Here is a 21,301-nt window from a genome sequence, read left to right as displayed (position 1 = left end):
CGAAGGAGTGCCGCCGTGCCGTTCCGCCCCCTGCTCGTTCCCGTGGTTCTGCTCTGTGGCCTCACCGCTGCTGCCGCTCAGGGGCAGGCGCCGGCCCCGGCCGCCAGCCCCGGCTGGGCGGCGACGCCTTGGGCGGACAGCGTGATGCTGGAGACCCAGCTTTTCTTCAGCCTCTCCACCGCCGATGGCGCGGGCGTCAGCGAACAGCAGTTCGCCCAGTTTATGGAAGACGTGGTGCGCCCGCGCTTTCCCGACGGGATGACGGTGCTGGACGCCTACGGCCAGGGCGCGGGCGCGGCCGGCGGCATCGCGGCCATGCTGCATGCGGGCACCAAGATGGTCCTGCTGGTGCATCCCAACACGCCCGATGCGCAGTCCAAGGTCGGCGAGGTGAAGGCCCAGTACAAGGCGCGCTTCCCCGGCGCCGGCATCCGGCATCTGGATTTCCCGGTTCGCATCACGCCCTGACACGCGCGGAAAGCGAACCTGCCGTGCGGTTCCCGGCCGGAGCGCGCGTTCGTCCGGAAATATACTAAGGCCCTGAATGCAATTGCGAATTCATTGCAAAGATCACGCTTGTGCGTAGGGTGCTACCGTGTCTCGGGCGTTGACGCCCGGCACGCTGGAGACCGGTGCCCATGTCTTTGAAAGCCAAAATCTGCGCCATCCTCTTTGGAATGGCCTGCGCCGTGTCGGGGGCTCAGGCCCAGGACATGAAGGGAACCACCGAGCCGATGAAGCCGGCCAACTGGCTGTTCGTGCAGGTGGCCGATTCCGTGACGGTCAGCGACAAGACCCTCACCCTCAAGGGCGTCGCCCCCCAGACGCTCATGTTCGCCGATCGCCCCGAGCGCATGACCGGCGACACCCCCACCGCCGAGTTCACCAAGTTCTGGAATGCCGGCAAGGACAGCTTCGAGCGCGATCCGCCGAACGCCACCCTCTCCGTCACGGTGGATGGCAAGCCGGTCACTGCCGTGGTCGAGCTGACCAATCCGGTGCTGAGCGGCGACACGCTCACTTATACGTACCGCACGCTGAGCGATGACAAGCCGGCCACCGGCACCAGCGCCAGCCTCTTCATCGACTGGTGGTATGCGCGCGGCGGTGTCTGCTACCGCGGCCCCTATGGTGGCCTGCACTGCCATCCGTGAGCCTCTGAGCGACGGGCCCCGGCGGCGGTCCCCCGCCCGCCGCCGGGCATGCCCCTTGAGCCGCGGGCACGCCATGCCCACCTGAAGGGCGCCGGTTACCGGTGCATCTTGTGGGAGCCCCGATGTTCTCTGCCGCCATCACCGCCTTCGGTCAGGTCTTCTCGCCGCTTCTGCGCGGCGTCCTCCTGAAGTCGGTCGCGCTCGCCATCGGCCTGCTGATCGTGATGGCCATCGGCCTCAACGCGGCCCTCCAGCATCTGGCGACGCTGCCCTATCCCTGGCTCGACACGCTGGTCGCCATCCTCGGCGGGCTCGGCCTCGTGTTCGGCGCGCTCTATCTGACGCCGGCGGCCTCCTCGCTGGTGGCGGGCCTCTTCCTCGACGACGTGGCCGAGGCGGTGGAGAAGGAGAGCTATCCCAACGATCCCCTCGGCCGCCCGCAGCCGCTGGGCCGCTCCATCCTCGCCTCCATCCGCTTCTTCGGCGTGGTGCTGGCGGTGAACCTCGGCGCGCTCTTCCTGCTGCTGGTGCCGGGCGTCAACATCATCATCTTCTATGTCGCCAACGCCTATCTGCTCAGCCGCGAATATTTCGAGCTGGCGGCCATGCGCTATCGCACGCCGGAAGAGGCGCGGGCGCTGCGGCAGGCGCATGCGGTTCAGGTCTTCCTCGCCGGCCTGCTCATCGTGCCGGTGCTGTTCATCCCCTTCCTCAACCTCATCACGCCGGTCTACGGCACGGCGCTGATGGTCCACCTCCACCGCCGCCTTGCCCCGGTGCCCGGCGCCGGCATGGGGCAGGGGCCGCTGATCGAGGGGCGGAAGGTCTCGGCCTGAGCGGGCTCAGATCGGCTTGTCCGGCCAGCGGCAGAGGTCGTTGATGGGACAGATGGGACAGTCGGGGCGCAGGGCCTTGCAGATGTAGCGCCCGTGCAGGATCAGCCAGTGGTGGGCGTGCAGCTTGAAGCGGTCGGGGATGCGCTTTTCGAGCGCCAGCTCCACGTCCAGCGGCGTCGCCCCCGGCGCGAGCCCGGTGCGGTTCGCGACGCGGAAGAGGTGGGTGTCCACCGCAATGGTGGGCAGGCCGAAGGCGATGTTCAGCACCACATTCGCCGTCTTGCGACCGACGCCGGGCAGCGCCTCCAGTGCCTCGCGGTCCGGCGGCACCACGCCGTCGTGCTTCTCCAGCAGCAGGCGGGACAGCTCCACCACATTCTTCGCCTTGCCGCGATAGAGGCCGAGGGTGCGGATGAACTGCGCGACCCCTTCCTCGCCGAGCGCGAACATGGCCTTGGGCGTCGGGGCGGCGGCGAAGAGGCCGCGCGTCGCCTTGTTGACGCCGACGTCTGTCGCCTGCGCGGAGAGAACCACCGCCACCAGCAAAGTGAAGGGGTCGTGATATTCCAGCTCGCCCTTCGGCTCCGGGTTCAGCCGCTCGAAGCGGGAGAAGGCCTCGAAGATGTCGTCGTCGCTCCAGGGCGTGACGGTGCGCCCGTGCACCGCCGCCGCCGCATTGGCCACCGCCCGGCGGCGGGGCTTTGCGGCACCGGGCGCGAGCCCCGCCGCCTCGGCCTTCGCCTTGAGCCCCTTGGGCGGCGCGAGGCCGGATCGCGTGCTGGCCGGCGCCTTGCGGGGCTTCGTGGTCGATGCGGCTTTGGTGCTCGACACAGCCTTGGCAGTGGCCTTCGTGGCGGGAGCCGGGGAGGCGAGTGACGCCCCAGTCTTCGGAGCGGTCGCTTTCGGCGCTCCTGCATTGGCCTTGGCCGGCATCACCGTGCGGGCGCCGGTCTCCTTGCCCGCGCCGGCTTTCGCCGCTTTTGCCGGCGCTTCCTTCTGGTCGGACGGGGCGACAGGGGCCGCCTTGCGGCCGGTGGCCTTGGCGGGCACGGGAGGCGGCGCGGAGCCAGTCGTCTTTCGCGGCATTTTTCACGTATACTGTGCAGCCATGACCGACGCCAACGACCCGCCCGTCGTTCCGGACGAGGAGCCCACGGTTTTCGCCGCCACACTCGCCCCGCATCGCTCGTTGTCGAAGCGGGGCTTCGTCATCGTCATGCTCATCATCGGCGGCCTCAGCTTCGGCTCGGGTGTAATGTTCCTCGCCATGGGCGCCTGGCCTATCTTCGGCTTCTTCGGGCTCGATGTGCTCTTGGTCTATTGGGCCTTCAAGGCCAACTTCCGGGCGGCGGACGCGCGCGAATTCATCCGCATCACCCCGAGCCTCGTGGAAGTGCGCCATGTGCCCGCGCGGGGGAAAGGCTGGGAGGCGCGCATGAATCCCTTCTGGACGCGGGTGAAGCGGCAGGATGACGAGGACCACGGCACGCTCGCCCTGGCCCTCGTCTCGCAGGGACGGGAGACGCCGGTCGGCGGCTTCCTCGGTCCTATCCAGAAGGGCGCGCTGGCCGATGACCTCACCCATGCCCTGAGCGAGGTGAAGCGCGGCGTCACCCGCACCCATTTCTGATCGGGGCGCGCGGCGGTGAAATCGGGTGGCCCGCTGGCGCGGCCGGTGCTGTGATGGCACGAAACGTCCGAAGGGGAAGAACGCCCGTGCTCGACCTGACCGCCCAGACCACCCTGCCGCTTGAACTGCCCCGCCCGCTGGCCGGCATGGTCGCAGGTCCGGCCGCCGCCCTCGACATCTGCGCCGCCGATTATGACGTGGTGCGCCGCGCCGTCGCTTATGTGACCCATCACGTGCGCGACCAGCCCGAGGTGGAAGCCATCGCCGCCGCCGCGGGCGTGACGCCGCGCGCGCTCACCGATCTTTTCCGCCGCTGGTGCGGCCTCACCCCCAAGGCGTTCCTTCAGGCGGTGACGCTGGACCGCGCCCGGCAGGTGCTGGCCGAATGCCCGAACGTGCTCGATGCGGCGCTGGAGCTGGGCCTCTCCGGTCCCGGCCGCCTGCACGACCTCTTCGTGGTGCATGAGGCCATGTCGCCGGGCGAGTGGAAGACGGGCGGTGCGGGGCTGGTCATCCGCTACGGCCTCCATCCCTCGCCCTTCGGCACGGCCCTCGCCATGTGTACGCCGCGCGGCCTCTGCGGCCTTGCCTTCGCGGATGCGGGCGAGGAGGAGGCGGCGCTGGCCGACATGCGCCGGCGCTGGCCCTACGCCACGTATCTGGAGGACCCCACCGCCACCGCGCCGCTGGTGTCGCGCATATTCAACCCCGAGGCGTGGCGGGAAGAGCAGCCGCTGCGCATCGTCTTCATCGGCACGGACTTCGAGATCCGGGTGTGGGAGACGCTGCTGCGCATTCCCATGGGCCGGGCCACCACCTATTCGACCATAGCCGGACACGTGGGCAAGCCCTCCGCCGCCCGCGCCGTGGGCGCGGCGGTGGGCAAGAACCCCATCTCCTTCGTGGTGCCCTGCCACCGCGTGCTCGGCAAGAATGGCGATCTCACCGGCTATCACTGGGGCCTCACCCGCAAGCGCGCGATACTCGGCTGGGAGGCCGGCCGGATCGGGACGGAGGGCTGAGACGCCTGCGTTGAAGTCGTAGGGTGCATCTTCCCCCTCCCCACCCCTCCCCCGCAGGCGGGAGAGGGGGCCCGTTGCGCGGGCTGTTATGCACCGCATGGAAACCGGGCGGGAAAAGCCCTCTCCCGCTTGCGGGGGAGGGTTGGGAGGGGTCAAGTGCGGCCGGGTTGAGCGAGCAACTGCCACAGGCAACCGGCCGTGCAAAACGCGCCTTGATCCTCAGGCCGCCACCGCGAAGCGCAGCAGCACGTTGCGCTGGAGCGGCGAGAAATTGTCGTCCGAAATCAGGGTCAGGAGGATCTCGCCGGCGGCGTTCCGCGTCACGGCGAGGCCTTCCATATTGTCGATCTCATAGGCCATGTCGGCGGTGAACAAAATCTCGCCGGAGAGGCGCGCGCCCGGCTTCACGTCCGACATGGAAAAGCGGCGTACCTGCATGAGCACGCCGGTGCTGAAGGAGAAATGCCGCTCCAGCAGATAGAGGACCCCGTCCGGTCCCACGCAGGCATCCGTGCCGTTGAAGGGTCCGCTCTTGGCGATGGTGAAGGTGCCGGGCGTTGGCCCGCCGATGAGGAAGCCGGGAAGGTCCGCGCTCTTGCTCGCGCCCTCTTCGCCGATAGCGATGAGCGTGCCGCCGAGCGGCCCCTCGGCTGCGTATGCAAGGCTCTCCAGACCGAGATTGAAGCGCAGCGCCTTCACACCCGGAGGCACGTCGATGCGCATGCCGATCTGGCCCATGGGATCGGCGGGATACAGCCAGATCTCATTGATGGTTTCGAGGCCGACGAACACGCCGCGTGGCGAGAGGGTGAGGGATTCGGCATCCTCCCGCCCCTGAAGCGCCAGGGGGCGGCCCCGGTCGTCCTTCAGCGCGCAGGCCCGCACGTTGGCAAGGCCCGTGGGCCGGTCGCCGTCCGTGGCCAATTCTCCGTCCAAGAGCAGGCCGGCGTCGGTCACGGCAAGAAAGCGCCGGCCGTCCCGCTGAAGCGCGAAGCCCGAGATGCCGCCGAAGCCCGGATAGGACGAGGTGAGCACCAGCCCGCCGCGAAACTCCAGCTTGCCGAAGCGGATCGCTTCGGCCATGGGCTGGAAATGGGTGATGTCCCGGGCCTCCACCTCGATCCGCACGGGATCGAGGGGAAATTCGCGCGGCTTGGCAAAGGCCCTGTGCGCGGCGAGCGCGCCGCCCGCCGCCACGAGGCTCGTGAGGGCGGTGCGGCGGCTGACGAGGCGCATCAGTGCAGGCGCCGGCCGCGCGGAGCGGGGGCGGGCTTGTCGTCGAACAGCTCCGCCAGCTTCTCGGTCATGGCGCCGCCCAGCTCCTCGGCGTCCACGATGGTCACGGCACGCTTGTAATAGCGCGTGACGTCATGGCCGATGCCGATGGCGATGAGCTCCACCGGCGAGCGGTCCTCGATCTGCGTGATGATATGGCGCAGATGGCGCTCGAGATAATTGCCGGCATTCACCGAGAGGGTGGAATCGTCCACCGGCGCGCCGTCGGAGATCATCATCAGGATCTTGCGCGCCTCGGGCCGGCCGAGCAGGCGCTTGTGCGCCCAGTCGAGCGCCTCGCCGTCGATATTCTCCTTCAGCAGCCCCTCGCGCATCATCAGGCCGAGGTTGCGCCGGGCGCGGCGCCAGGGGGCGTCGGCGGACTTGTAGACGATGTGGCGCAGGTCGTTGAGGCGGCCCGGATTGGCCGGCTTGCCGCCCGCCAGCCACGCCTCGCGGGACTGACCGCCCTTCCAGGCGCGGGTGGTGAAGCCGAGCACCTCCACCTTCACCGCGCAACGCTCCAGCGTGCGGGCGAGAATGTCGGCGCAGGTGGCAGCGACCGTGATCGGCCGGCCGCGCATGGAGCCGGAATTGTCGATGAGCAGCGTCACCACCGTGTCGCGGAACTCGGTGTCGCGCTCGCGCTTGAAGGAGAGCGCGGCGGTGGGATCGGTGACCACGCGGGAGAGGCGGGCCGGGTCCAGCACGCCTTCCTCCAGATCGAACTCCCACGCCCGGTTCTGCTGCGCCAGGAGGCGGCGCTGGAGGCGGTTGGCGAGGCGGGCCACGACGCCCTGAAGGTTGTTCAACTGCTTGTCGAGATAGGCGCGCAGGCGCGTCAGCTCCTCGGCGTCGCAGAGCTCCTCGGCGGAGGTCTCCTCGTCGAACTTCGTCGTGTAGGCGTGATACTCCGGCCCCTTGGTGTCGTGCGCAGGGGGCTGGCGGGGCTGCCACGGCTCGGCGGCCTCGTCGGAATCGCCCAGTTCCGCATCGTCCGGCATTTCGGCGGGCGGACCGGCTTCGCTCTCCGAGGCGCTGTCGGGCAGCTCCTCCTGGGACATTTCGGCTTCCACCTCGGTAGCGCCGTCCTGCGTGTCGTCCTCGGAACGCTGGGCGTCTTCGTCGCCCTGCTCCTGATTTCCGGAGGATTCCTCGTCGCTCTCGTTGTCGTCCTCGTTTTCGAGGCCGCGGTCCTCGCCCATTTCGAGCGAGGTGAGGAGATCGCGGGTGATCTCGCCGAACTTCTTCTGGTCGCCCAGCACGTCGGTGAGGCGGGAAAGGTCCTTGTCCGCGCGCGCCTCGATATAGTCGCGCCAGAGATCGACGATCTTGCGCGCGTCGGCCGGCGGCGCCTGTCCGGTCAGGCGCTCGCGCACCATGAGGGCCACCGCGTCCTGGATGGGGGCGTCGGCGCGCTCGGTGATTTCCGCATAGGGACCGCGATGGTAGCGGTCGCTCAGCATGGCGGTGAGATTGTTCTTGGTGCCCAGCATGCGCTGGGAGCCGAGCGCTTCCACGCGCGCCTGCTCCACCGCCTCGAACACGGCGCGGGCGATGTCGCCGGAGGGCAGCATGCGGCGATGCACGGAGGGATCGTGGCAGGCGAGGCGCAGCGCCATGGAATCGGCGTGGCCGCGCAGCACGGCCGCGTCCTGCGCCGTGAAGCGGCGGGGCAGGTCGGGCAGACGCGCCCGGTCCGGGCCGAGCGAGGGACGTTCGGAAGCGTAGGAGACCTCGAACTCGCCCACCCCGGCGATGGCCTTGAAGCAGCCGGCCACGGCGCGCTTGAAAGGCTCCGCAGGCGCTTCCTTGGGGGCGGTCTTGACGGTCTTGTTGGTCGGGGCAGCCATAGCTCAGCCTGTCACGGACGCCGGCGCGGGCGGAATGGCCCCTCCGCATGGGAGGGGCCGCACATCATGGGACGTCAGGAGAGGACGAGGTTGACCGCGCTCTCCTGGAGCTCCTGCCCGAAGCAGCGCTGATAGAACTCCGCCACCAGCGGACGCTCCAGCTCGTCGCACTTGTTCAGGAAGGTGACGCGCAGGGCGAAGCCGATGTCCTTGAAGATCTCGGCATTCTCGGCCCAGGTGAGCACGGTGCGCGGGCTCATCACGGTGGATAGGTCGCCATTGATGAAGGCCGAACGGGTCAGATCGGCGAGGCGCACCATGCGGGCCACCGTCTCGCGTCCCTGCGGGTTCTGATAGTGCTTCGACTTGGCGAGCACGATCTCCACTTCCTTGTCGTGGGGCAGGTAGTTGAGGGTGGTCACGATGGACCAGCGGTCCATCTGGCCCTGATTGATCTGCTGCGTGCCGTGATAGAGGCCCGTGGTGTCGCCGAGGCCGACCGTGTTCGCGGTGGAGAACAGGCGGAAGGCGGGGTGGGGGCGGATCACCCGGTTCTGGTCGAGCAGGGTCAGGCGGCCGGAGACTTCGAGCACGCGCTGGATCACGAACATCACGTCCGGACGGCCGGCGTCATATTCGTCGAACACCATGGCGACGTTGTTCTGGAGCGCCCACGGCAGGATGCCGTCGCGGAACTCGGTCACCTGCATGCCGTCGCGCACCACGATGGCATCCTTGCCGATGAGGTCGATACGCGAGATGTGGCTGTCGAGGTTCACGCGCACGCACGGCCAGTTGAGGCGGGCGGCGACCTGCTCGATGTGGGTGGACTTGCCGGTGCCGTGATAGCCGGTGACCATCACGCGGCGGTTGTAGGCAAAGCCCGCAAGGATCGCGAGGGTGGTCTGACGATCGAACAGATAATCGGGATCGAGATCGGGAACGTGCGGATCCGGCTCGGAATAGGCCGGCACTTCCATGTCGATGTCGATGCCAAACACCTGCCTCACCGAAACCTTCATGTCGGGGGTAGGTGCCACGGTCTCGGTGCTCATCATGCCTCCGTTTGCGCGGCCCGCCGCGCTTCACTCTTCCGCATTCATGCTCGCGGCACCTTAAAGGTTTTCCGCACGTGCAAAAACAGCCTTCGTGCGCGCATGTGCGCTGCACGCAGGGCTCAACAGAAACCGGCCTTCTTCAGCGTGCTGTGCGCCTGGATGACATTGCGCAGCCGCTCCTCCGCGGATTTGTCGCCGCCATTGGCATCCGGGTGGTGCTTCTTCACCAGTTCCTTGAAGCGGGCCTTGATCTCCGGCCCGGTGGCCGAAAGCTCGAGGCCCATGATCTCCAGCGCCTGCCGCTCCGCGGTGCGGATGGCGCGGCCCTCCGGCTCGCTGGGCGCGAAGCCCGCGCCATGGCTGCCCATTTCGGCGGTGAAGCCGAACGGATCGCGCATGCCATCGCCGCCAGGAGTGTCATTGGCGCCGCGCGTGCCCATGCGCCAAGTGGGACGGTGCCCGGTGAGCGCGTCCTTCTGATAGGCGTAGACGGCCGAGTCGCTCATGCCCGCGAAATAGTTGTAGGACTGGTTGTATTCCTTCACGTGGTCGAGGCAGTAGAGCCAGTACTGCCCTTCCTGCATCCGGCCCTTGGGCGCACGATGGGTGCCCGGCTGATCGCAGCCCGGCCACTGGCATTGAGGGCAGGTGGGCTTCCGCAACCGGTCCTGTTCGGGCTTGACCCGGATCCGGTCGAAGAAGGGGGAGTCTGTTTTCATGGCAGGCTGAGTATGCGGGCCCCGCCATCGCCGGGCAAGGCAAGGGAGAGGACTTCCGGCGAGGGGAGGCGCCTTCCCTGAGGGCTGTGGCGTCGGCACCTCATATACGTCGCTCCGGCGCTGGCGCAAGGCGCGGACGCGTGCCGCCGCCCTGCACGGGAGGGCGGACAGGCTTGCGAAACCGCCCCGCGCCACGGCATGGTCGCGCCCGGCGGGGTGGGCCCGCATGAGGACGAAGCCGCATGCCTTCCGCCGGCGGGACCACCACCAGCACAGCCCCCGCACCCGCCGCTCCGGTCGCGCTCCCGTCCTTCGGCGAGGCGGTGCGGGTGTGGGCGCGGATCGGGCTTCTGAGCTTCGGCGGGCCGGCTGGGCAGATCGCCACCATGCACCGCGAACTCGTCGAGGAGCGGGGCTGGATCAGCGAGACGCGGTTCCTGCACGCCCTCAATTACTGCATGCTCCTGCCGGGTCCGGAGGCGCAACAGCTCGCCACTTACGTCGGCTGGCTGCTGCATCGCACCCTCGGCGGCCTGGTGGCGGGACTGCTCTTCATCCTGCCCGGCGCCGTGGTGATGAGCGCCCTCGGCCTGCTCTATGCCGTTTCACACGACGTGCCGCTCATCAGCGCCCTGTTCTTCGGCATCAAGGCCGCCGTGCTGGCGGTGGTGGTGCAGGCGCTGCTGCGCATCGGGCGGCGGGCGCTTTCGACCCGTCTGCATCTCGCCATCGCCGCGCTCGCCTTTGTTGCCATCTATGCCGCGCAGGTGCCCTTCCCGCTGGTGGTTCTGGCCGCAGGCCTGTTCGGCTTCGCCTTTGCCGGCAAGGGTTTTGGCGCGCCGGCCGCGCCGGCGGCGGGGGAGGGGATCGTGGACGATCTCTTCGCGCAAGGCGCCATGGCCCACACGCATCCTTCTGCCGGCCGCGCGCTGAAGGTGCTGGCGGTCTGGCTGCCGGCCTGGCTCGGGCCGGTTGCGCTGCTGGCGCTTCTCACCGGCCCCCACAGCGTCTGGGCGACCATCGGCTCCTTCTTCAGCGTCATGGCGGTGGTCACGTTCGGCGGTGCCTACGCGGCCTTGGCCTATGTGGCGCAGGCGGCGGTGGAGACCTTCGGCTGGCTCTCGCCGCATGAAATGGTGGACGGGCTCGGCCTTGCGGAGACGACGCCGGGGCCGCTCATCCTCGTCCTCCAGTTCGTGGGCATTCTCGCCGCCTATCGCGATCCCGGCGCCTTGCCGGCGTGGCTCGCCGGGCTGTTCGGCGGGGCGCTTACCGTCTGGGTGACGTTCGCGCCCTGTTTCCTTTGGATCTTCCTCGGCGCGCCCTACATGGAGGCGCTGCGCGGCAACCGGCGCCTCGCCGCCGCCATGTCGGCCATCACGGCGGCGGTGGTGGGCGTCATCCTCAATCTCGCGGTCTGGTTCGCCTTGCATGTGGTGTTTCGCGAGGTGCGCGAATGGCGCGTGCTCGGCCTCTCGCCCGACGTGCCGGTGCTCGCGTCCGTCGACTGGCGGGCGGCCGTGCTTGCGGTCGGCGCGCTGGTCGCCATGCTCCGCTTCCGCGCCGGCATGATGGCGACGCTCGGGGTCTGCGCGCTTGCCGGGCTGGCGCTCTCGTGGCTGCCCGCCTGATCCCTCCGCGACGCCCATGCGCAGCGCGCGGGGCTGGCCGGCCGCATTGACGCCGGGCGCGCGGCGGCAGTACCGATAGGCCATGTCCGACGCTCATCTCGACCAGATCCGCACGGCGCTCGCTGCCGGCCTTTCGCCCATCTCGCTGGAGGTGGAGGACGAGAGCCACCGCCACGCGGGCCACGCGCACAACCGCGCCCGACCCGACGGCGGCATCACCCACCTGCGGGTGCGGGTGGTCTCCGAGGCCTTCCGGGGCAAGAGCCGCATCGACCGCCACCGTCTGGTGAACGGGCTGCTGGCGGGCGAGATCGCCGGCGGTCTCCACGCGCTCGCCATCGACGCCAAAGCGCCCGGCGAATGAGTGCTGACGCGGGCCCGGGTTCGGGCGCGCTCGTCCTGTTCTCGGGCGGGCAGGATTCCACCACCACGCTCGCCTGGGCGCTGGACCGCTTCGAGCGGGTGGAGACGCTCGGCTTCGACTATGGCCAGCGCCACCGCATCGAACTCGACTGCCGGGTGAAGGTGCGCGCCGCCATGGCAGCGCTCAATCCGGCCTGGGCCGCGAAGCTGGGCGAGGACCATACCCTCGCGCTCGATGCGCTGGGCGCGGTCTCCGACACGGCGCTCACCCGCGACGTCGCCATCGAGATGACCGAGGGCGGCCTGCCGAACACCTTCGTGCCCGGCCGCAACATCGTCTTCCTCACCTTCGCCGCCGCGCTCGCCTATCGGCGCGGGCTGAAGCACATCGTCGGCGGCATGTGCGAGACCGACTTCTCCGGCTATCCGGACTGCCGGGACGACACCATCAAGGCCCTGCAGGTGGCGCTCAACCTCGGCATGGACCGGCGCTTTGTGCTCGAGACACCGCTCATGTGGATCGACAAGGCCGAGACCTGGCGGCTCGCCGAGCGGCTCGGCGGCCGGGCGCTGGTGGACCTCATCGTGGAGGACACCCATACCTGCTATCTTGGCGAACGCGGCCCGCGCCATCCGTGGGGGCATGGCTGCGGGACCTGCCCGGCGTGCCAGCTGCGCGCCGAGGGCTTTGCCCGCTACGAGGCCGCGAGGGTGAGCGAATGACACTGCGCCGCGCGTCCACTGCCCTGGCCCTCCTGGGTCTCGTTCTCGCCTTCTCACCTGCGCCCGCCGCCGCAGCCAGCTTCGACTGCACCAAGGCCCGCTCGCCGGACGAGAAGGCGGTGTGCGTCAACCGCGACCTGTCCGATCTCGATGTGCGTGCGGCAACGCTCTACGACGTGCTGACCCATCTCGTGGCCATGGGCGAACGCGGCATCATCCAGGACCAGCAGCGCGCCTTCCTCGCCTATCGCGCCACCTGCGGCAGCCGCGTGCCCTGCATCCGCAAGGTCTATGAGCAGCATGTCGCCCAGCTCACCGCCGGCCTTCAGGCCATCTATGCGCGCGGGCCGTTCTGAGGGGCGCGTTGCGCTCACCGTGCGGGAAGCCCATTCTGAGCATGCGGAACGATCATCGGGAGGAACTCCGATGCGGCATGTGCAGATCACGGACGCCGAGGCGCATCTGACCCAACTCGTCGATGCCGTGGAACGGGGCGAAACGGTCGTCATCACACGCGATGGTCGCGCCGTTGCCCGGCTGGTCCCTGAGCCCGACCATGATGAGGCCGGTACGCGGAAGACCATGGAGGCGATCGCGGCATTTCGCGAGACAATGCCACGGCTCTCGCTCGCCGACATCCAGTCGGCCCGCCGTGAAGGCCATCAGCGCTGATGCCCTTCGTGGTGGACGCCTCCGTCAGTGCCACATGGCTCCTGCCGGACGAGGGAAATCTTGTTGCATCCGCCGCTTACGAACGGCTGTTGACCGACCATGCGATCGTTCCATCGCTCTGGTGGTTCGAGATGTGCAATATTTTCCTCACCAACGTGCGGCGCGGCCGAGTGACCCGCGAGCAGGCCGATCGGGCCTTGGCCCTGCTTGCGGACCTGCCGATCGCAATTGATCCGGCACCGGATCATGAACGGTTGATGAGGCTTGCCCGCGCGCACGGGCTCACCGCTTATGACGCCGCTTATCTCGCGCTCGCGGTGCGGGATGGCGTGCCTCTGGTGACTATGGACCAAGCTCTCCATCAGGCTGCCGTCGCCGAAGGCTGTGCCTTCCGGAGCTAGGCGTCACCCTGGCGGTTGCAGAGGCGAACGCGTCGGTTGTCATTTCCGCCGAACGGACGTTGCGCCGGTTCCCTGAGCCTCCTCCCAACTGGCGGCCGGCGGCGGGGCGGTGTAGGCAGGGCGAAAATGCCCCAAGGAGCCCCAAGCCCATGCCGCTCTATGCCATCGACGGCGTTGCCCCCGAACTGCCGGCCTCCGGACGCTATTGGATCGCGCCCAATGCCATCGTCATCGGCCGGGTGAAGATCGAGGAGGATGCGAGCATCTGGTTCGGCACGGTGATCCGTGGCGACAACGAGCCCATCACCATCGGGCGGGGCACCAACATCCAGGAAAACTGCGTCCTCCACACCGACCCCGGCTTCCCCATGACGCTGGGTGCGGGTGTCACCGTCGGCCACATGGCCATGCTGCATGGCTGCGTGGTGGGCGAGAACAGCCTCGTCGGCATGGGCGCGACCCTGCTCAATGGCGCCACGATCGCCCCGAACTCGCTGGTGGGCAGCAATGCGCTGGTCACCGAGGGCAAGTCCTTTGCCGAGCGGTCGCTGATCGTCGGCGCGCCGGCCAAGGCCATCCGGGAACTGGACGACGAGATGGTGGCGCGCCTCTCGCGTACGGCGGAGCATTATCAGAACAACTGGAAGCGCTTCGCGGCCGGGCTTACCCGCATCGACTGATCCGCCCGAGAACGGACGGGCGCCTCAGCGCCCGCCGCCCACCACCGGCGGGGAGCGGGTCTCGCCCAGCGACACCCACTGGCTAGGGTCGTTCTGGGACTGGCGCTTCACATAGCGATAGCCGGTCTGGCGCCAGCGCAGGATCTCGGCTTCCTGATTGTCGAGGACGAGGTCGCCGCGGTCGGTCACCACGGTCAGCACCGCATGGCCGTCGCCGGCCTTGTCGCGCACCACCGTGATGAGCAGCACCGACGCCGGCCAGCCGAGGTTCATGAGGACCCGGCGCTTTTCCAGCACATAGTCCTCGCAGTCGCCCTTGCCGTCATCGGGATAGGCCCATTTCTCGACCACGCCGTAGTGCTCGAGGTCGGTCATGGGCTCCACCGTCTCGTTCACCGAGCGGTTCACCTTCTGGAGCTCGGCGAGCTTCTGCTCGGTGAGAGCGACCTCATAGACCATCGGGCCGGACGGCACGCATTCATTGGCGTGGTCGCCGCAGAACTCCACATAGCCGATGGGCGGATTGGTGTTGCCGATGGCGTCGAGATGCTCCACCGGCGCCGGCTGGGGCGGAAGGCTTGCCGTATGGATCTTCTGTGCGGACGCGCCCGCCGTGCTGCCGAGAAGCAGGCCGGCCAGGAGCAGCAGTCGCGCGAGAGAAGAGGGCATGAGCGGGTGTTCGCCTTGCGGTTAACAAAAGGATAATGCCGCAAACCGCGTCTGTGCGCGCTCTTAATCCTTTTTTAACCTTAACGCGGTTTCCGCTGGATGATACCGCCGTTCGTGCGCCCGATCATCGATGGCCGGGGCGGACACTCCCCGTGTTTTGGGTTGCTCTCCTTCCGGCCCGCGCCTATGTGCGAAGGGTGCTCGATATCACCCGATCCCCTGGGGCGATGCCCCGCCAGCCGGTGTTCAACGTGCCCGGCGTCGTGACTGCCCTCGCCGCCGCGATGGCGGTGATCCATCTCGTCCGCACCTATGTGCTGAGCGAGGGCGCCGATCTGGAGATCCTCGCGCTCTTCTCTTTCGTGCCCGGCCGCTATGATGCGGAGGCCGCGCTGGCACTTCCCGGCGGCATCGGCGCCGACATCTGGACCTTCGTCACTTACGCGCTGCTGCACGCCAACTGGATCCATCTCGGCGTCAATCTGATCTGGATGCTGGCGTTTGCGACGCCGGTGGCCCGGCGCTTCGGGCCGGCGCGCTTCCTTGCCTTCTTCGCCGTCACGGCGGCGGTGGGGGCCTTCGCCCATCTCATCACCCACCGGGACGCGATGGTGCCCATGATCGGCGCCTCGGCGGCCATCGCCGGCCTCATGGCGGCGGCGGTGCGTTTCGCCTTCGCGCCTGGCGGCTCCCTGAGCGGCCGGCGCGGCCCGCTGCCGGATCACATGCCGGCACAGGGGCTGGGGGAGGCCTTCCGCGATCCCCGCGTGCTCGGCTTCATGGGCGTCTGGATCGCCGCCAACCTCCTCTTCGGCGTCGGCGTGACCATGCCGGGGGCGGAAGATGGCGAGGTCGCCTGGCAGGCGCATCTGGGCGGCTTCTTCGCCGGCCTGCTGCTCTTTTCGTTCTTCGATCCCGTCGGTCGGCGCCTGCCGCGCGAGAAAACCGCCGCGTGAACTGCCCTGACGGCATTCAGAGGTTGCACCCCGAGCGCTTCGGGTGGATCATCCTTGCGTCTGCGCCTGCGCCGGCGCCCACAAAAGAAACAAGCCTCCGCCGGCCCATGACAGCGCAGTCAGAGCGGAGGAAGACACATGACCGTCAGCGCCATCCTGAACAGCAAGCCCTCATCCATGGTGACCATCTCGCCGGACGCCTCCCTGACCGATGCGGTCAAGAGCCTGTCCGAGCATCGGATCGGTGCCATCGTCGCGGTGGATGACAACGGCCGGCTGGCAGGCATCCTGTCGGAGCGCGACGTGGTGCGCATTCTCGGCGTGCGCGGGCCGGAGGTTCTTTCCGAGCCGGTGTCCGCCGTGATGACCCGTGCGGTCGTGACCTGCGCGCGCGACGAGACCATCCAGGGCATCATGGAGCGCATGACGCGCGGCCGCTTCCGCCACGTCCCGGTGGTGGAGGGCGAGCGGCTCATCGGCATCATCTCCATCGGCGACGTGGTGAAGTTCCGCGTCGAGGAGATGGAGCGCGAGAGCGCCCAACTGCGCGATTACATCATGACCGCCTGAACGGCCGGCGGCGGGGCTCCCGCCGCCATGCCCCTGGGCCGCGCACAGCTCAGGCGAGGGCGACCATCACTTCCTTGAGTTCGTCGATCACCTTTTCCGCCGCCTCGGCGCCGGCGGCGATCGCCTCGTCCGCGCGCTGGAACTCGAACAGGCCGATCTTGCCGAGCTTGGGCGAGATGGAGACGTCCGGCGGATCTCCCGCCAGCCGCGAGCGGGCGATGCGGTCCTGGGTGATGTTGAAGGCATCGATCATCACCGACGAGATGCCCTTCGGTCCGTCCGGCGCGCCGGAGAAGAACTGCCGCCGCAACAGCCGGTCCGGCCGCAGGATTCCCGAGAAACGCGCCCGCTTTTCCGCCAGCGCCGCCTCTGCTGTCTCCAGCATGCTGCCGTGATCGTGGATCACCGCGCCCTTGCCGAAGACATCCGAATTAAGGTTCACCGCGATCACGATGCGCGCGCCCATGGCGCGGGCGGCGGAGACGGGGATGGGGTTCACCAGCGCGCCGTCCATCAGCCAGCGCCCGCCCACCTTCACCGGCGTGAAGATGCCCGGCAGGCAGTAGCTGGCGTGGATCGCCTCGATGAGGTCGCCACGGGTGAGCCAGATCTCGTGGCCGCTGCCCAGCTCCGTGGCGATGGCGGCGAAGACCGTGGACAGGCTCTCGATGCGGGTCGGCTCCACATGGCGGCGCATCAGATCGACGAGCCGCCGCCCCCCGATGAGGCCGGCGGAGCCGAAGGTGAAGTCCAGCATGCCGAGCACGTCGCGCTTCTTGAGGCTGCGGGCCCAGCCCTCCAGCGGGTCGAGCTTGCCCGCTGCCCACAGCCCGCCGACCACCGCGCCGATGGAGGTGCCGGCCACCACGTCCGGGCGGATGCCGTGCTTTTCCAGTGTCCGCAGCACGCCGATATGGGCAAAGCCGCGCGCCGCCCCGCCCCCAAGCGCCAGTCCGATGCGCGGGGTGTTCGCAGGAGCGGCCGGGCGCGCCTCCACGGTCTCATCGGCCACGAGCGGAATGTCGGCCTGTGCTTCGCCGCCGAAAAAGCGGCGGTTGAACCCCTGAAACATGAACGCCTCCAGCCGCGGTGGCGGAGGCCACGGCTTGTTCTTGGCTCCCACTCTAAGCTCTTTGATGACGGAAGCGTGTCCTTGTTCGCACCGCAATGGAATGAAGGGCGGGCAAGATGCTTCCTTTAGGAAAGCGGGGAGGGCGGCGGCCACCGTTCCCCCGGTGCGGCATCCCGTCATAGAGTGGTCATGCAAGGCGGCCATGGTCCGCCGCGTGCAAAACAGGGGAAGTGTTCCATGACTGCGACTGAGGCGACGGCTCTTGCGATGACGCCCGAGGCGGACGGGCCCGCCAGCGATCTCGCGACCTCTCCGCAGCGTTTCATCAACCGCGAAATCTCCTGGCTGCACTTCAATCGCCGCGTGCTGGAGGAAGCCTCCAACCGGAACCATCCGCTGTTGGAGCAACTGCGCTTCCTGTCCATTTCGGCGAACAATCTCGACGAATTCTTCATGGTGCGCGTGGCCGGCCTCAAGGAGCAGATCCGCGAGGGCCTCACCATCGCCAGCCCCGATGGCCTCCTGCCGGCCGAACAGCTCACCAATGTGGTGGCCGAGGCCGGCTCGCTGATCTTCGACCAGCAGCAGCGCTGGCTTGAGCTGCGCAAGGAACTGGCGGGAGCCGGCATCGTGCTGGTGGACGGCGCGGATGTGAGCGCCGGTGATCTGGAGGTGCTGGAGAAGCACTTCCTGCACCATGTCTTCCCGGTGCTGACCCCGCTCGCGATCGATCCGGCGCACCCCTTCCCCTTTATCCCCAACCTCGGCTTCTCGCTGGCGCTGCAACTGGTGCGGCAGACCGACGGCCGGGGCATGAATGCCCTCATCCGCATCCCCGCCAAGGTGGAGCGCTTTATCCGCCTGCCCGAGCGCGAGCCGGGCACCATGCGCTTCATCACGCTGGAGCAGATGACCGGCCTGTTCATCGGCCGCCTGTTCCCAGGCTATGCGGTGAAGGGGCAGGGCGTGTTCCGCGTGGTGCGCGACAGCGACCTTGAAATCGAGGAAGAGGCGGAGGATCTGGTCCGCCTGTTCGAGACGGCGCTGAAGCAGCGGCGCTACGGCGAGGTGATCCGCATGGAAGCGGACGCCGGCATGCCGGAGGAACTGCGGGTGTTCGTCGCCCGCGAACTCGACGTGCAGGACGACGAGATATTCGTCGTGGACGGCGTGCTGGCGCTGAACGAATTCTCCCAGCTTGTCTCCGTGGACCGGCCGGACCTGAAATTCCAGGCCTTCAATGCGCGATTTCCCGAGCGCATCCGCGACCATGGCGGCGACTGCTTTCTGGCCATTCGCGAGAAGGACATTCTGGTTCACCACCCTTATGAATCCTTCGATGTGGTGGTTCAGTTTCTCCGCCAGGCTGCTCGCGACCCTAATGTCGTCGCCATCAAGCAGACCCTCTACCGCACCTCCTCCGACAGCCCGATCGTGAAGGCGCTGGCCGAAGCGGCGGAGGCCGGCAAGTCGGTGACCGCGCTGGTGGAGCTGAAGGCCCGCTTTGACGAGGAAGCCAACATCCGCTGGGCGCGCGATCTGGAGCGCGCGGGCGTGCAGGTGGTGTTCGGCTTCATCGACCTGAAGACCCACGGCAAGCTGTCCATGGTGGTGCGCCGCGAGGGCGGCGCGCTCGCCACCTACTGCCATGTGGGGACGGGCAACTATCACCCCATCACCGCCCGCATCTACACGGACCTCTCCTTCTTCACCGCCGACCCGGTGATCGCGCAGGACGTGGCCCGCATCTTCAACTTCATCACCGGCTATGCCCAGCCGGGTGAACTCGACGCCATGGCGGTGTCGCCGGCAACGCTCAAGCCGCGCATCATGCGCCACATCGCCGACGAGATCGCGCACGCCCGCGCCGGCCGCCCGGCCGCCATCTGGCTGAAGTGCAACTCGCTGGTGGACCCGGTGGTGATCGACGCCCTCTATGCGGCGAGCAGCGCCGGCGTGCAGGTGGACTGCGTTGTGCGCGGCATCTGCTGCCTGCGCCCCGGCATCCCCGGCCTGTCGGAGAACATCCGGGTGAAGTCCATCGTCGGCCGCTTCCTCGAGCACAGCCGCGTCTACTGCTTCGGCGCCGGCCATGGCCTGCCGCACCCGAAGGCCATCGTCTACATCTCCTCGGCCGATCTGATGACCCGCAACCTCGACCGCCGGGTTGAGACACTCTGCCCCATCACCAATCCCACGGTGCATGAGCAGGTGCTGGATCAGATCATGGTCGCCAATCTTATCGACAACGAACAGAGCTGGCGGGTGTTGCCCGACGGCTCTTCGGAACGCATAGTCCCGGCGCCGGGCGAAGAGCCGTTCAACGCCCATCGCTATTTCATGACCAACCCGAGCTTGTCAGGACGTGGAAAGTCTCTCAAGGATTCTTCGCCGCGCAGTCTCCTCGTCCGCCGTTCGGGAGGATGACCACAGGGGCCTTTCCACCCTGATGGCCGGCGAGGCCCCGGTCGCGGTCATCGACATCGGATCCAATTCCGTCCGCCTCGTGGTCTATGAGGCGGTGACCCGTGCTCCGGTTCCCCTGTTCAACGAGAAGGCCCTGTGCGGGCTCGGCCGGGACGTGCTGTCCACCGGCCGGCTCGCGGAGGATGCGGTGCAGCGGGCCTTCTCGGCCCTGCGCCGGTTCCGCGGCCTGTGCGACGCCATGGGGGTGGGCAAGCTCTATGCGCTCGCCACCGCCGCCGCCCGCGATGCCCAGAACGGCCCGGCCTTCATCGCCGAGTGCGAGGCCATCTGCGGCGTCTCCATCGAGATCCTGTCGGGTCGCCGCGAGGCGGAACTGGCCGCTTATGGCGTCATCTCCGGCATCCATGATCCGGACGGTGTCGCCGGCGATCTCGGCGGCGGCTCTCTGGAACTCGTGGACATCAAGCGCGAGGTGGTGGGCAACGGCATAACCCTGCCCATCGGCGGCCTCGCCTTGCAGGACCGCTCGTCCAAGTCGCTGAACAAGGCGGAGAAGATCGTCCGAGACGCCATGCGCGATGCCCCCGTGCTCTCGGAAGTGGCGGGGCGCACCTTCTATGCGGTGGGCGGCACCTGGCGCGCGCTCGCGCGCCTGCACATGTTCCAGCGGGGCTATCCGCTGCATGTGATGCATGGCTACCGCCTGCCGGCGAAGGAAGTGCTCGACTTCACGCGCATCGTCCACCGGGCCGAGCCCGAGGCGCTGGCTCATATCGAGGCGGTGTCCAGCGCCCGCCGCCCGCTGCTCGCCTATGGCGCGGTGGTGCTGGAGAATCTGGTGCGCACGGGCCGTCCGGCGGACGTCGTCATCTCCGCGCTGGGCGTCCGCGAGGGTCTGCTCTACGCGCTCCTCGACGCCGAGACGCGCCGGCACGATCCGCTGCTCATCGAGGCACAGGACTTCAACATCCTGCGCTCGCGCTCGCCGCAGCATGGCGAGGAGCTCGCCACCTGGACCGGCAATTTCTTCGCCTCCAGCCCGGTGCTGGAGGAGAGCACGGAGGAACGGCGCCTGCGCGAGGCGGCGTGCCTTCTCTCCGACATCGCCTGGCGGGCGCATCCCGACTATCGCGGCGAGCAGAGCCTCAACGTCATCGCCCATGCGGCGCTGGTGGGCATCGACCATCCCGGCCGCGCCTTCCTCGCCCTGTCGGTCTATTACCGGCACATGGGCCTCGGCGAGGACGAGTATGCGCCGCGCCTCCTTGAGCTCGTGACCTCCGGCATGCTCGACCGGGCGCGCATCCTCGGTGCCGCCATGCGGGTGGCCTATGTGATGTCGGCCGCCATGCCCGGCATCCTGCCGCGGGTGCCGCTCATCGCCGACGAGACCCACCTGAAGCTCACCGTTCCGTCCGATCTCGCGAGCCTCGTGAACGACCGGGTGCAGAACCGCCTGAAGCAACTGGCACGCCTCATCGGCCGCGAGCCCTCCATCGTCATGAGCTGAGGGCGGGAACCTTGAGCCAGGGTGTGGCGATGCTCCTGCATCCGCACCCCGGCGCGTTCTCGCCCGGGGGCTCACGAGCA

General features: G+C 68.3%; 23 protein-coding genes. 16 read left to right on the top strand and 7 right to left on the bottom strand.

Features of this window, described 5'->3' with window-relative positions; all coding sequences use genetic code 11:
• The first annotated feature begins 15 nt into the window (after positions 1 to 15).
• From AZC_RS18990 to AZC_RS18980, 3 genes are all read left to right on the top strand, one after another.
• On the top strand, positions 16 to 468 hold the full coding sequence (locus AZC_RS18990; RefSeq protein ID WP_052286005.1) for a DUF3574 domain-containing protein: 453 nt from the start codon (positions 16 to 18) through the stop codon (positions 466 to 468).
• A 170-nt stretch (positions 469 to 638) separates the two neighbouring features.
• Positions 639 to 1,154, top strand: coding sequence for a hypothetical protein (locus AZC_RS18985; RefSeq protein ID WP_052286004.1), 516 nt, complete (start codon positions 639 to 641; stop codon positions 1,152 to 1,154).
• A 122-nt stretch (positions 1,155 to 1,276) separates the two neighbouring features.
• Positions 1,277 to 1,990 carry a sulfate transporter family protein gene (locus AZC_RS18980; protein WP_012172208.1) on the top strand — a complete coding sequence of 238 codons (714 nt, stop codon included), beginning with the start codon at positions 1,277 to 1,279 and terminating at the stop codon, positions 1,988 to 1,990.
• A gap of 6 nt (positions 1,991 to 1,996) precedes the next feature.
• Here the strand turns inward: AZC_RS18980 and nth are convergent, their stop codons facing one another.
• Positions 1,997 to 2,923 (bottom strand): endonuclease III, encoded by a 927-nt coding sequence (nth, locus tag AZC_RS18975; RefSeq protein ID WP_420794836.1) that lies wholly within the window; start codon positions 2,921 to 2,923, stop codon positions 1,997 to 1,999.
• 175 nt (positions 2,924 to 3,098) lie between these two features.
• On the opposite strand from nth, the gene AZC_RS18970 reads away from it, so the two are divergent.
• Positions 3,099 to 3,620 (top strand): DUF2244 domain-containing protein, encoded by a 522-nt coding sequence (locus AZC_RS18970; RefSeq protein ID WP_012172206.1) that lies wholly within the window; start codon positions 3,099 to 3,101, stop codon positions 3,618 to 3,620.
• 146 nt (positions 3,621 to 3,766) lie between these two features.
• Positions 3,767 to 4,642 carry a methylated-DNA--[protein]-cysteine S-methyltransferase gene (locus AZC_RS18965; protein ID WP_043880517.1) on the top strand — a complete coding sequence of 292 codons (876 nt, stop codon included), beginning with the start codon at positions 3,767 to 3,769 and terminating at the stop codon, positions 4,640 to 4,642.
• A 219-nt stretch (positions 4,643 to 4,861) separates the two neighbouring features.
• On the opposite strand, the gene AZC_RS18960 is transcribed toward AZC_RS18965, so the two are convergent.
• The 4 genes from AZC_RS18960 to AZC_RS18945 form a co-directional block, all read right to left on the bottom strand.
• On the bottom strand, positions 4,862 to 5,878 hold the full coding sequence (locus tag AZC_RS18960) for an esterase-like activity of phytase family protein (protein WP_012172204.1): 1,017 nt from the start codon (positions 5,876 to 5,878) through the stop codon (positions 4,862 to 4,864).
• Positions 5,878 to 7,770 carry a cobaltochelatase subunit CobT gene (cobT, locus tag AZC_RS18955; protein WP_012172203.1) on the bottom strand — a complete coding sequence of 631 codons (1,893 nt, stop codon included), beginning with the start codon at positions 7,768 to 7,770 and terminating at the stop codon, positions 5,878 to 5,880. The genes AZC_RS18960 and cobT overlap by 1 nt, the downstream gene beginning before the upstream one ends.
• Positions 7,771 to 7,844: 74 nt before the next feature.
• The gene (gene cobS, locus AZC_RS18950) at positions 7,845 to 8,828 is read right to left on the bottom strand and encodes a cobaltochelatase subunit CobS (protein ID WP_012172202.1); all 984 of its coding nucleotides are present in this window, start codon (positions 8,826 to 8,828) and stop codon (positions 7,845 to 7,847) included.
• Between the two features lie 119 nt (positions 8,829 to 8,947).
• On the bottom strand, positions 8,948 to 9,547 hold the full coding sequence (locus AZC_RS18945) for a J domain-containing protein (protein WP_012172201.1): 600 nt from the start codon (positions 9,545 to 9,547) through the stop codon (positions 8,948 to 8,950).
• A 242-nt stretch (positions 9,548 to 9,789) separates the two neighbouring features.
• Here AZC_RS18945 and chrA point away from each other — a divergent pair, with 242 nt between their 5' ends.
• From chrA to AZC_RS18910, 7 genes are all read left to right on the top strand, one after another.
• Positions 9,790 to 11,178, top strand: coding sequence for a chromate efflux transporter (gene chrA, locus AZC_RS18940; protein WP_012172200.1), 1,389 nt, complete (start codon positions 9,790 to 9,792; stop codon positions 11,176 to 11,178).
• 82 nt (positions 11,179 to 11,260) lie between these two features.
• Positions 11,261 to 11,542 carry a BolA family protein gene (locus AZC_RS18935; protein WP_012172199.1) on the top strand — a complete coding sequence of 94 codons (282 nt, stop codon included), beginning with the start codon at positions 11,261 to 11,263 and terminating at the stop codon, positions 11,540 to 11,542.
• On the top strand, positions 11,539 to 12,264 hold the full coding sequence (queC, locus tag AZC_RS18930; protein ID WP_012172198.1) for a 7-cyano-7-deazaguanine synthase QueC: 726 nt from the start codon (positions 11,539 to 11,541) through the stop codon (positions 12,262 to 12,264). The genes AZC_RS18935 and queC overlap by 4 nt, the downstream gene beginning before the upstream one ends.
• On the top strand, positions 12,261 to 12,620 hold the full coding sequence (locus AZC_RS18925) for a lysozyme inhibitor LprI family protein (RefSeq protein ID WP_012172197.1): 360 nt from the start codon (positions 12,261 to 12,263) through the stop codon (positions 12,618 to 12,620). Before queC ends, AZC_RS18925 begins: the two co-directional genes overlap by 4 nt.
• 70 nt (positions 12,621 to 12,690) lie before the next feature.
• A complete protein-coding gene (locus tag AZC_RS18920; RefSeq protein ID WP_012172196.1) occupies positions 12,691 to 12,936 on the top strand; it encodes a type II toxin-antitoxin system Phd/YefM family antitoxin in 246 nt (81 codons plus the stop codon).
• Positions 12,936 to 13,337 (top strand): type II toxin-antitoxin system VapC family toxin, encoded by a 402-nt coding sequence (locus tag AZC_RS18915; RefSeq protein WP_012172195.1) that lies wholly within the window; start codon positions 12,936 to 12,938, stop codon positions 13,335 to 13,337. The genes AZC_RS18920 and AZC_RS18915 overlap by 1 nt, the downstream gene beginning before the upstream one ends.
• Positions 13,338 to 13,486: 149 nt before the next feature.
• A complete protein-coding gene (locus AZC_RS18910; protein WP_012172194.1) occupies positions 13,487 to 14,017 on the top strand; it encodes a gamma carbonic anhydrase family protein in 531 nt (176 codons plus the stop codon).
• Positions 14,018 to 14,041: 24 nt separating this feature from the next.
• Here the strand turns inward: AZC_RS18910 and AZC_RS18905 are convergent, their stop codons facing one another.
• The gene (locus AZC_RS18905; RefSeq protein ID WP_012172193.1) at positions 14,042 to 14,686 is read right to left on the bottom strand and encodes a transglutaminase-like cysteine peptidase; all 645 of its coding nucleotides are present in this window, start codon (positions 14,684 to 14,686) and stop codon (positions 14,042 to 14,044) included.
• Between the two features lie 227 nt (positions 14,687 to 14,913).
• On the opposite strand from AZC_RS18905, the gene AZC_RS18900 reads away from it, so the two are divergent.
• Positions 14,914 to 15,642: a rhomboid family intramembrane serine protease gene (locus AZC_RS18900; RefSeq protein ID WP_043879602.1), complete on the top strand. Its 729-nt coding sequence runs from the start codon at positions 14,914 to 14,916 to the stop codon at positions 15,640 to 15,642.
• 138 nt (positions 15,643 to 15,780) lie between these two features.
• Positions 15,781 to 16,212 (top strand): CBS domain-containing protein, encoded by a 432-nt coding sequence (locus tag AZC_RS18895; protein WP_012172191.1) that lies wholly within the window; start codon positions 15,781 to 15,783, stop codon positions 16,210 to 16,212.
• A gap of 49 nt (positions 16,213 to 16,261) precedes the next feature.
• On the opposite strand, the gene AZC_RS18890 is transcribed toward AZC_RS18895, so the two are convergent.
• Positions 16,262 to 17,284, bottom strand: a complete 1,023-nt coding sequence (locus AZC_RS18890; protein ID WP_070097011.1) for a patatin-like phospholipase family protein — start codon at positions 17,282 to 17,284, stop codon at positions 16,262 to 16,264.
• Between the two features lie 237 nt (positions 17,285 to 17,521).
• Here AZC_RS18890 and AZC_RS18885 point away from each other — a divergent pair, with 237 nt between their 5' ends.
• Both AZC_RS18885 and ppx read left to right on the top strand, forming a co-directional pair.
• Entirely contained in the window at positions 17,522 to 19,711 is a 2,190-nt protein-coding gene (locus tag AZC_RS18885; RefSeq protein WP_012172189.1) for an RNA degradosome polyphosphate kinase, read from the top strand.
• A gap of 22 nt (positions 19,712 to 19,733) precedes the next feature.
• Positions 19,734 to 21,221 carry an exopolyphosphatase gene (ppx, locus tag AZC_RS18880; protein WP_012172188.1) on the top strand — a complete coding sequence of 496 codons (1,488 nt, stop codon included), beginning with the start codon at positions 19,734 to 19,736 and terminating at the stop codon, positions 21,219 to 21,221.
• Positions 21,222 to 21,301 lie beyond the last annotated feature (80 nt).

Origin of the sequence: Azorhizobium caulinodans ORS 571 (assembly GCF_000010525.1) — a bacterium.
Taxonomy (GTDB): Bacteria; Pseudomonadota; Alphaproteobacteria; order Rhizobiales; family Xanthobacteraceae; genus Azorhizobium; species Azorhizobium caulinodans.
This window is presented reverse-complemented; position numbering and strand designations above follow the sequence as displayed.

Excerpts from the sequence above, each read along its gene's own strand:
- cobS (WP_012172202.1), bottom strand. The coding sequence starts at position 8,828 with ATGATGAGCACCGAGACCGTGGCACCTACCCCCGACATGAAGGTTTCG.
- AZC_RS18920 (WP_012172196.1), top strand. The coding sequence starts at position 12,691 with ATGCGGCATGTGCAGATCACGGACGCCGAGGCGCATCTGACCCAACTC.
- AZC_RS18910 (WP_012172194.1), top strand. The coding sequence starts at position 13,487 with ATGCCGCTCTATGCCATCGACGGCGTTGCCCCCGAACTGCCGGCCTCC.
- AZC_RS18985 (WP_052286004.1), top strand. The coding sequence starts at position 639 with ATGTCTTTGAAAGCCAAAATCTGCGCCATCCTCTTTGGAATGGCCTGC.
- AZC_RS18935 (WP_012172199.1), top strand. The coding sequence starts at position 11,261 with ATGTCCGACGCTCATCTCGACCAGATCCGCACGGCGCTCGCTGCCGGC.
- AZC_RS18915 (WP_012172195.1), top strand. The coding sequence starts at position 12,936 with ATGCCCTTCGTGGTGGACGCCTCCGTCAGTGCCACATGGCTCCTGCCG.
- AZC_RS18970 (WP_012172206.1), top strand. The coding sequence starts at position 3,099 with ATGACCGACGCCAACGACCCGCCCGTCGTTCCGGACGAGGAGCCCACG.
- AZC_RS18900 (WP_043879602.1), top strand. The coding sequence starts at position 14,914 with ATGCCCCGCCAGCCGGTGTTCAACGTGCCCGGCGTCGTGACTGCCCTC.
- AZC_RS18965 (WP_043880517.1), top strand. The coding sequence starts at position 3,767 with ATGGTCGCAGGTCCGGCCGCCGCCCTCGACATCTGCGCCGCCGATTAT.
- AZC_RS18980 (WP_012172208.1), top strand. The coding sequence starts at position 1,277 with ATGTTCTCTGCCGCCATCACCGCCTTCGGTCAGGTCTTCTCGCCGCTT.
- AZC_RS18905 (WP_012172193.1), bottom strand. The coding sequence starts at position 14,686 with ATGCCCTCTTCTCTCGCGCGACTGCTGCTCCTGGCCGGCCTGCTTCTC.
- AZC_RS18945 (WP_012172201.1), bottom strand. The coding sequence starts at position 9,547 with ATGAAAACAGACTCCCCCTTCTTCGACCGGATCCGGGTCAAGCCCGAA.
- cobT (WP_012172203.1), bottom strand. The coding sequence starts at position 7,770 with ATGGCTGCCCCGACCAACAAGACCGTCAAGACCGCCCCCAAGGAAGCG.
- nth (WP_420794836.1), bottom strand. The coding sequence starts at position 2,923 with ATGCCGGCCAAGGCCAATGCAGGAGCGCCGAAAGCGACCGCTCCGAAG.
- AZC_RS18960 (WP_012172204.1), bottom strand. The coding sequence starts at position 5,878 with ATGCGCCTCGTCAGCCGCCGCACCGCCCTCACGAGCCTCGTGGCGGCG.
- ppx (WP_012172188.1), top strand. The coding sequence starts at position 19,734 with ATGGCCGGCGAGGCCCCGGTCGCGGTCATCGACATCGGATCCAATTCC.
- AZC_RS18885 (WP_012172189.1), top strand. The coding sequence starts at position 17,522 with ATGACTGCGACTGAGGCGACGGCTCTTGCGATGACGCCCGAGGCGGAC.
- queC (WP_012172198.1), top strand. The coding sequence starts at position 11,539 with ATGAGTGCTGACGCGGGCCCGGGTTCGGGCGCGCTCGTCCTGTTCTCG.
- chrA (WP_012172200.1), top strand. The coding sequence starts at position 9,790 with ATGCCTTCCGCCGGCGGGACCACCACCAGCACAGCCCCCGCACCCGCC.
- AZC_RS18925 (WP_012172197.1), top strand. The coding sequence starts at position 12,261 with ATGACACTGCGCCGCGCGTCCACTGCCCTGGCCCTCCTGGGTCTCGTT.
- AZC_RS18890 (WP_070097011.1), bottom strand. The coding sequence starts at position 17,284 with ATGTTTCAGGGGTTCAACCGCCGCTTTTTCGGCGGCGAAGCACAGGCC.
- AZC_RS18895 (WP_012172191.1), top strand. The coding sequence starts at position 15,781 with ATGACCGTCAGCGCCATCCTGAACAGCAAGCCCTCATCCATGGTGACC.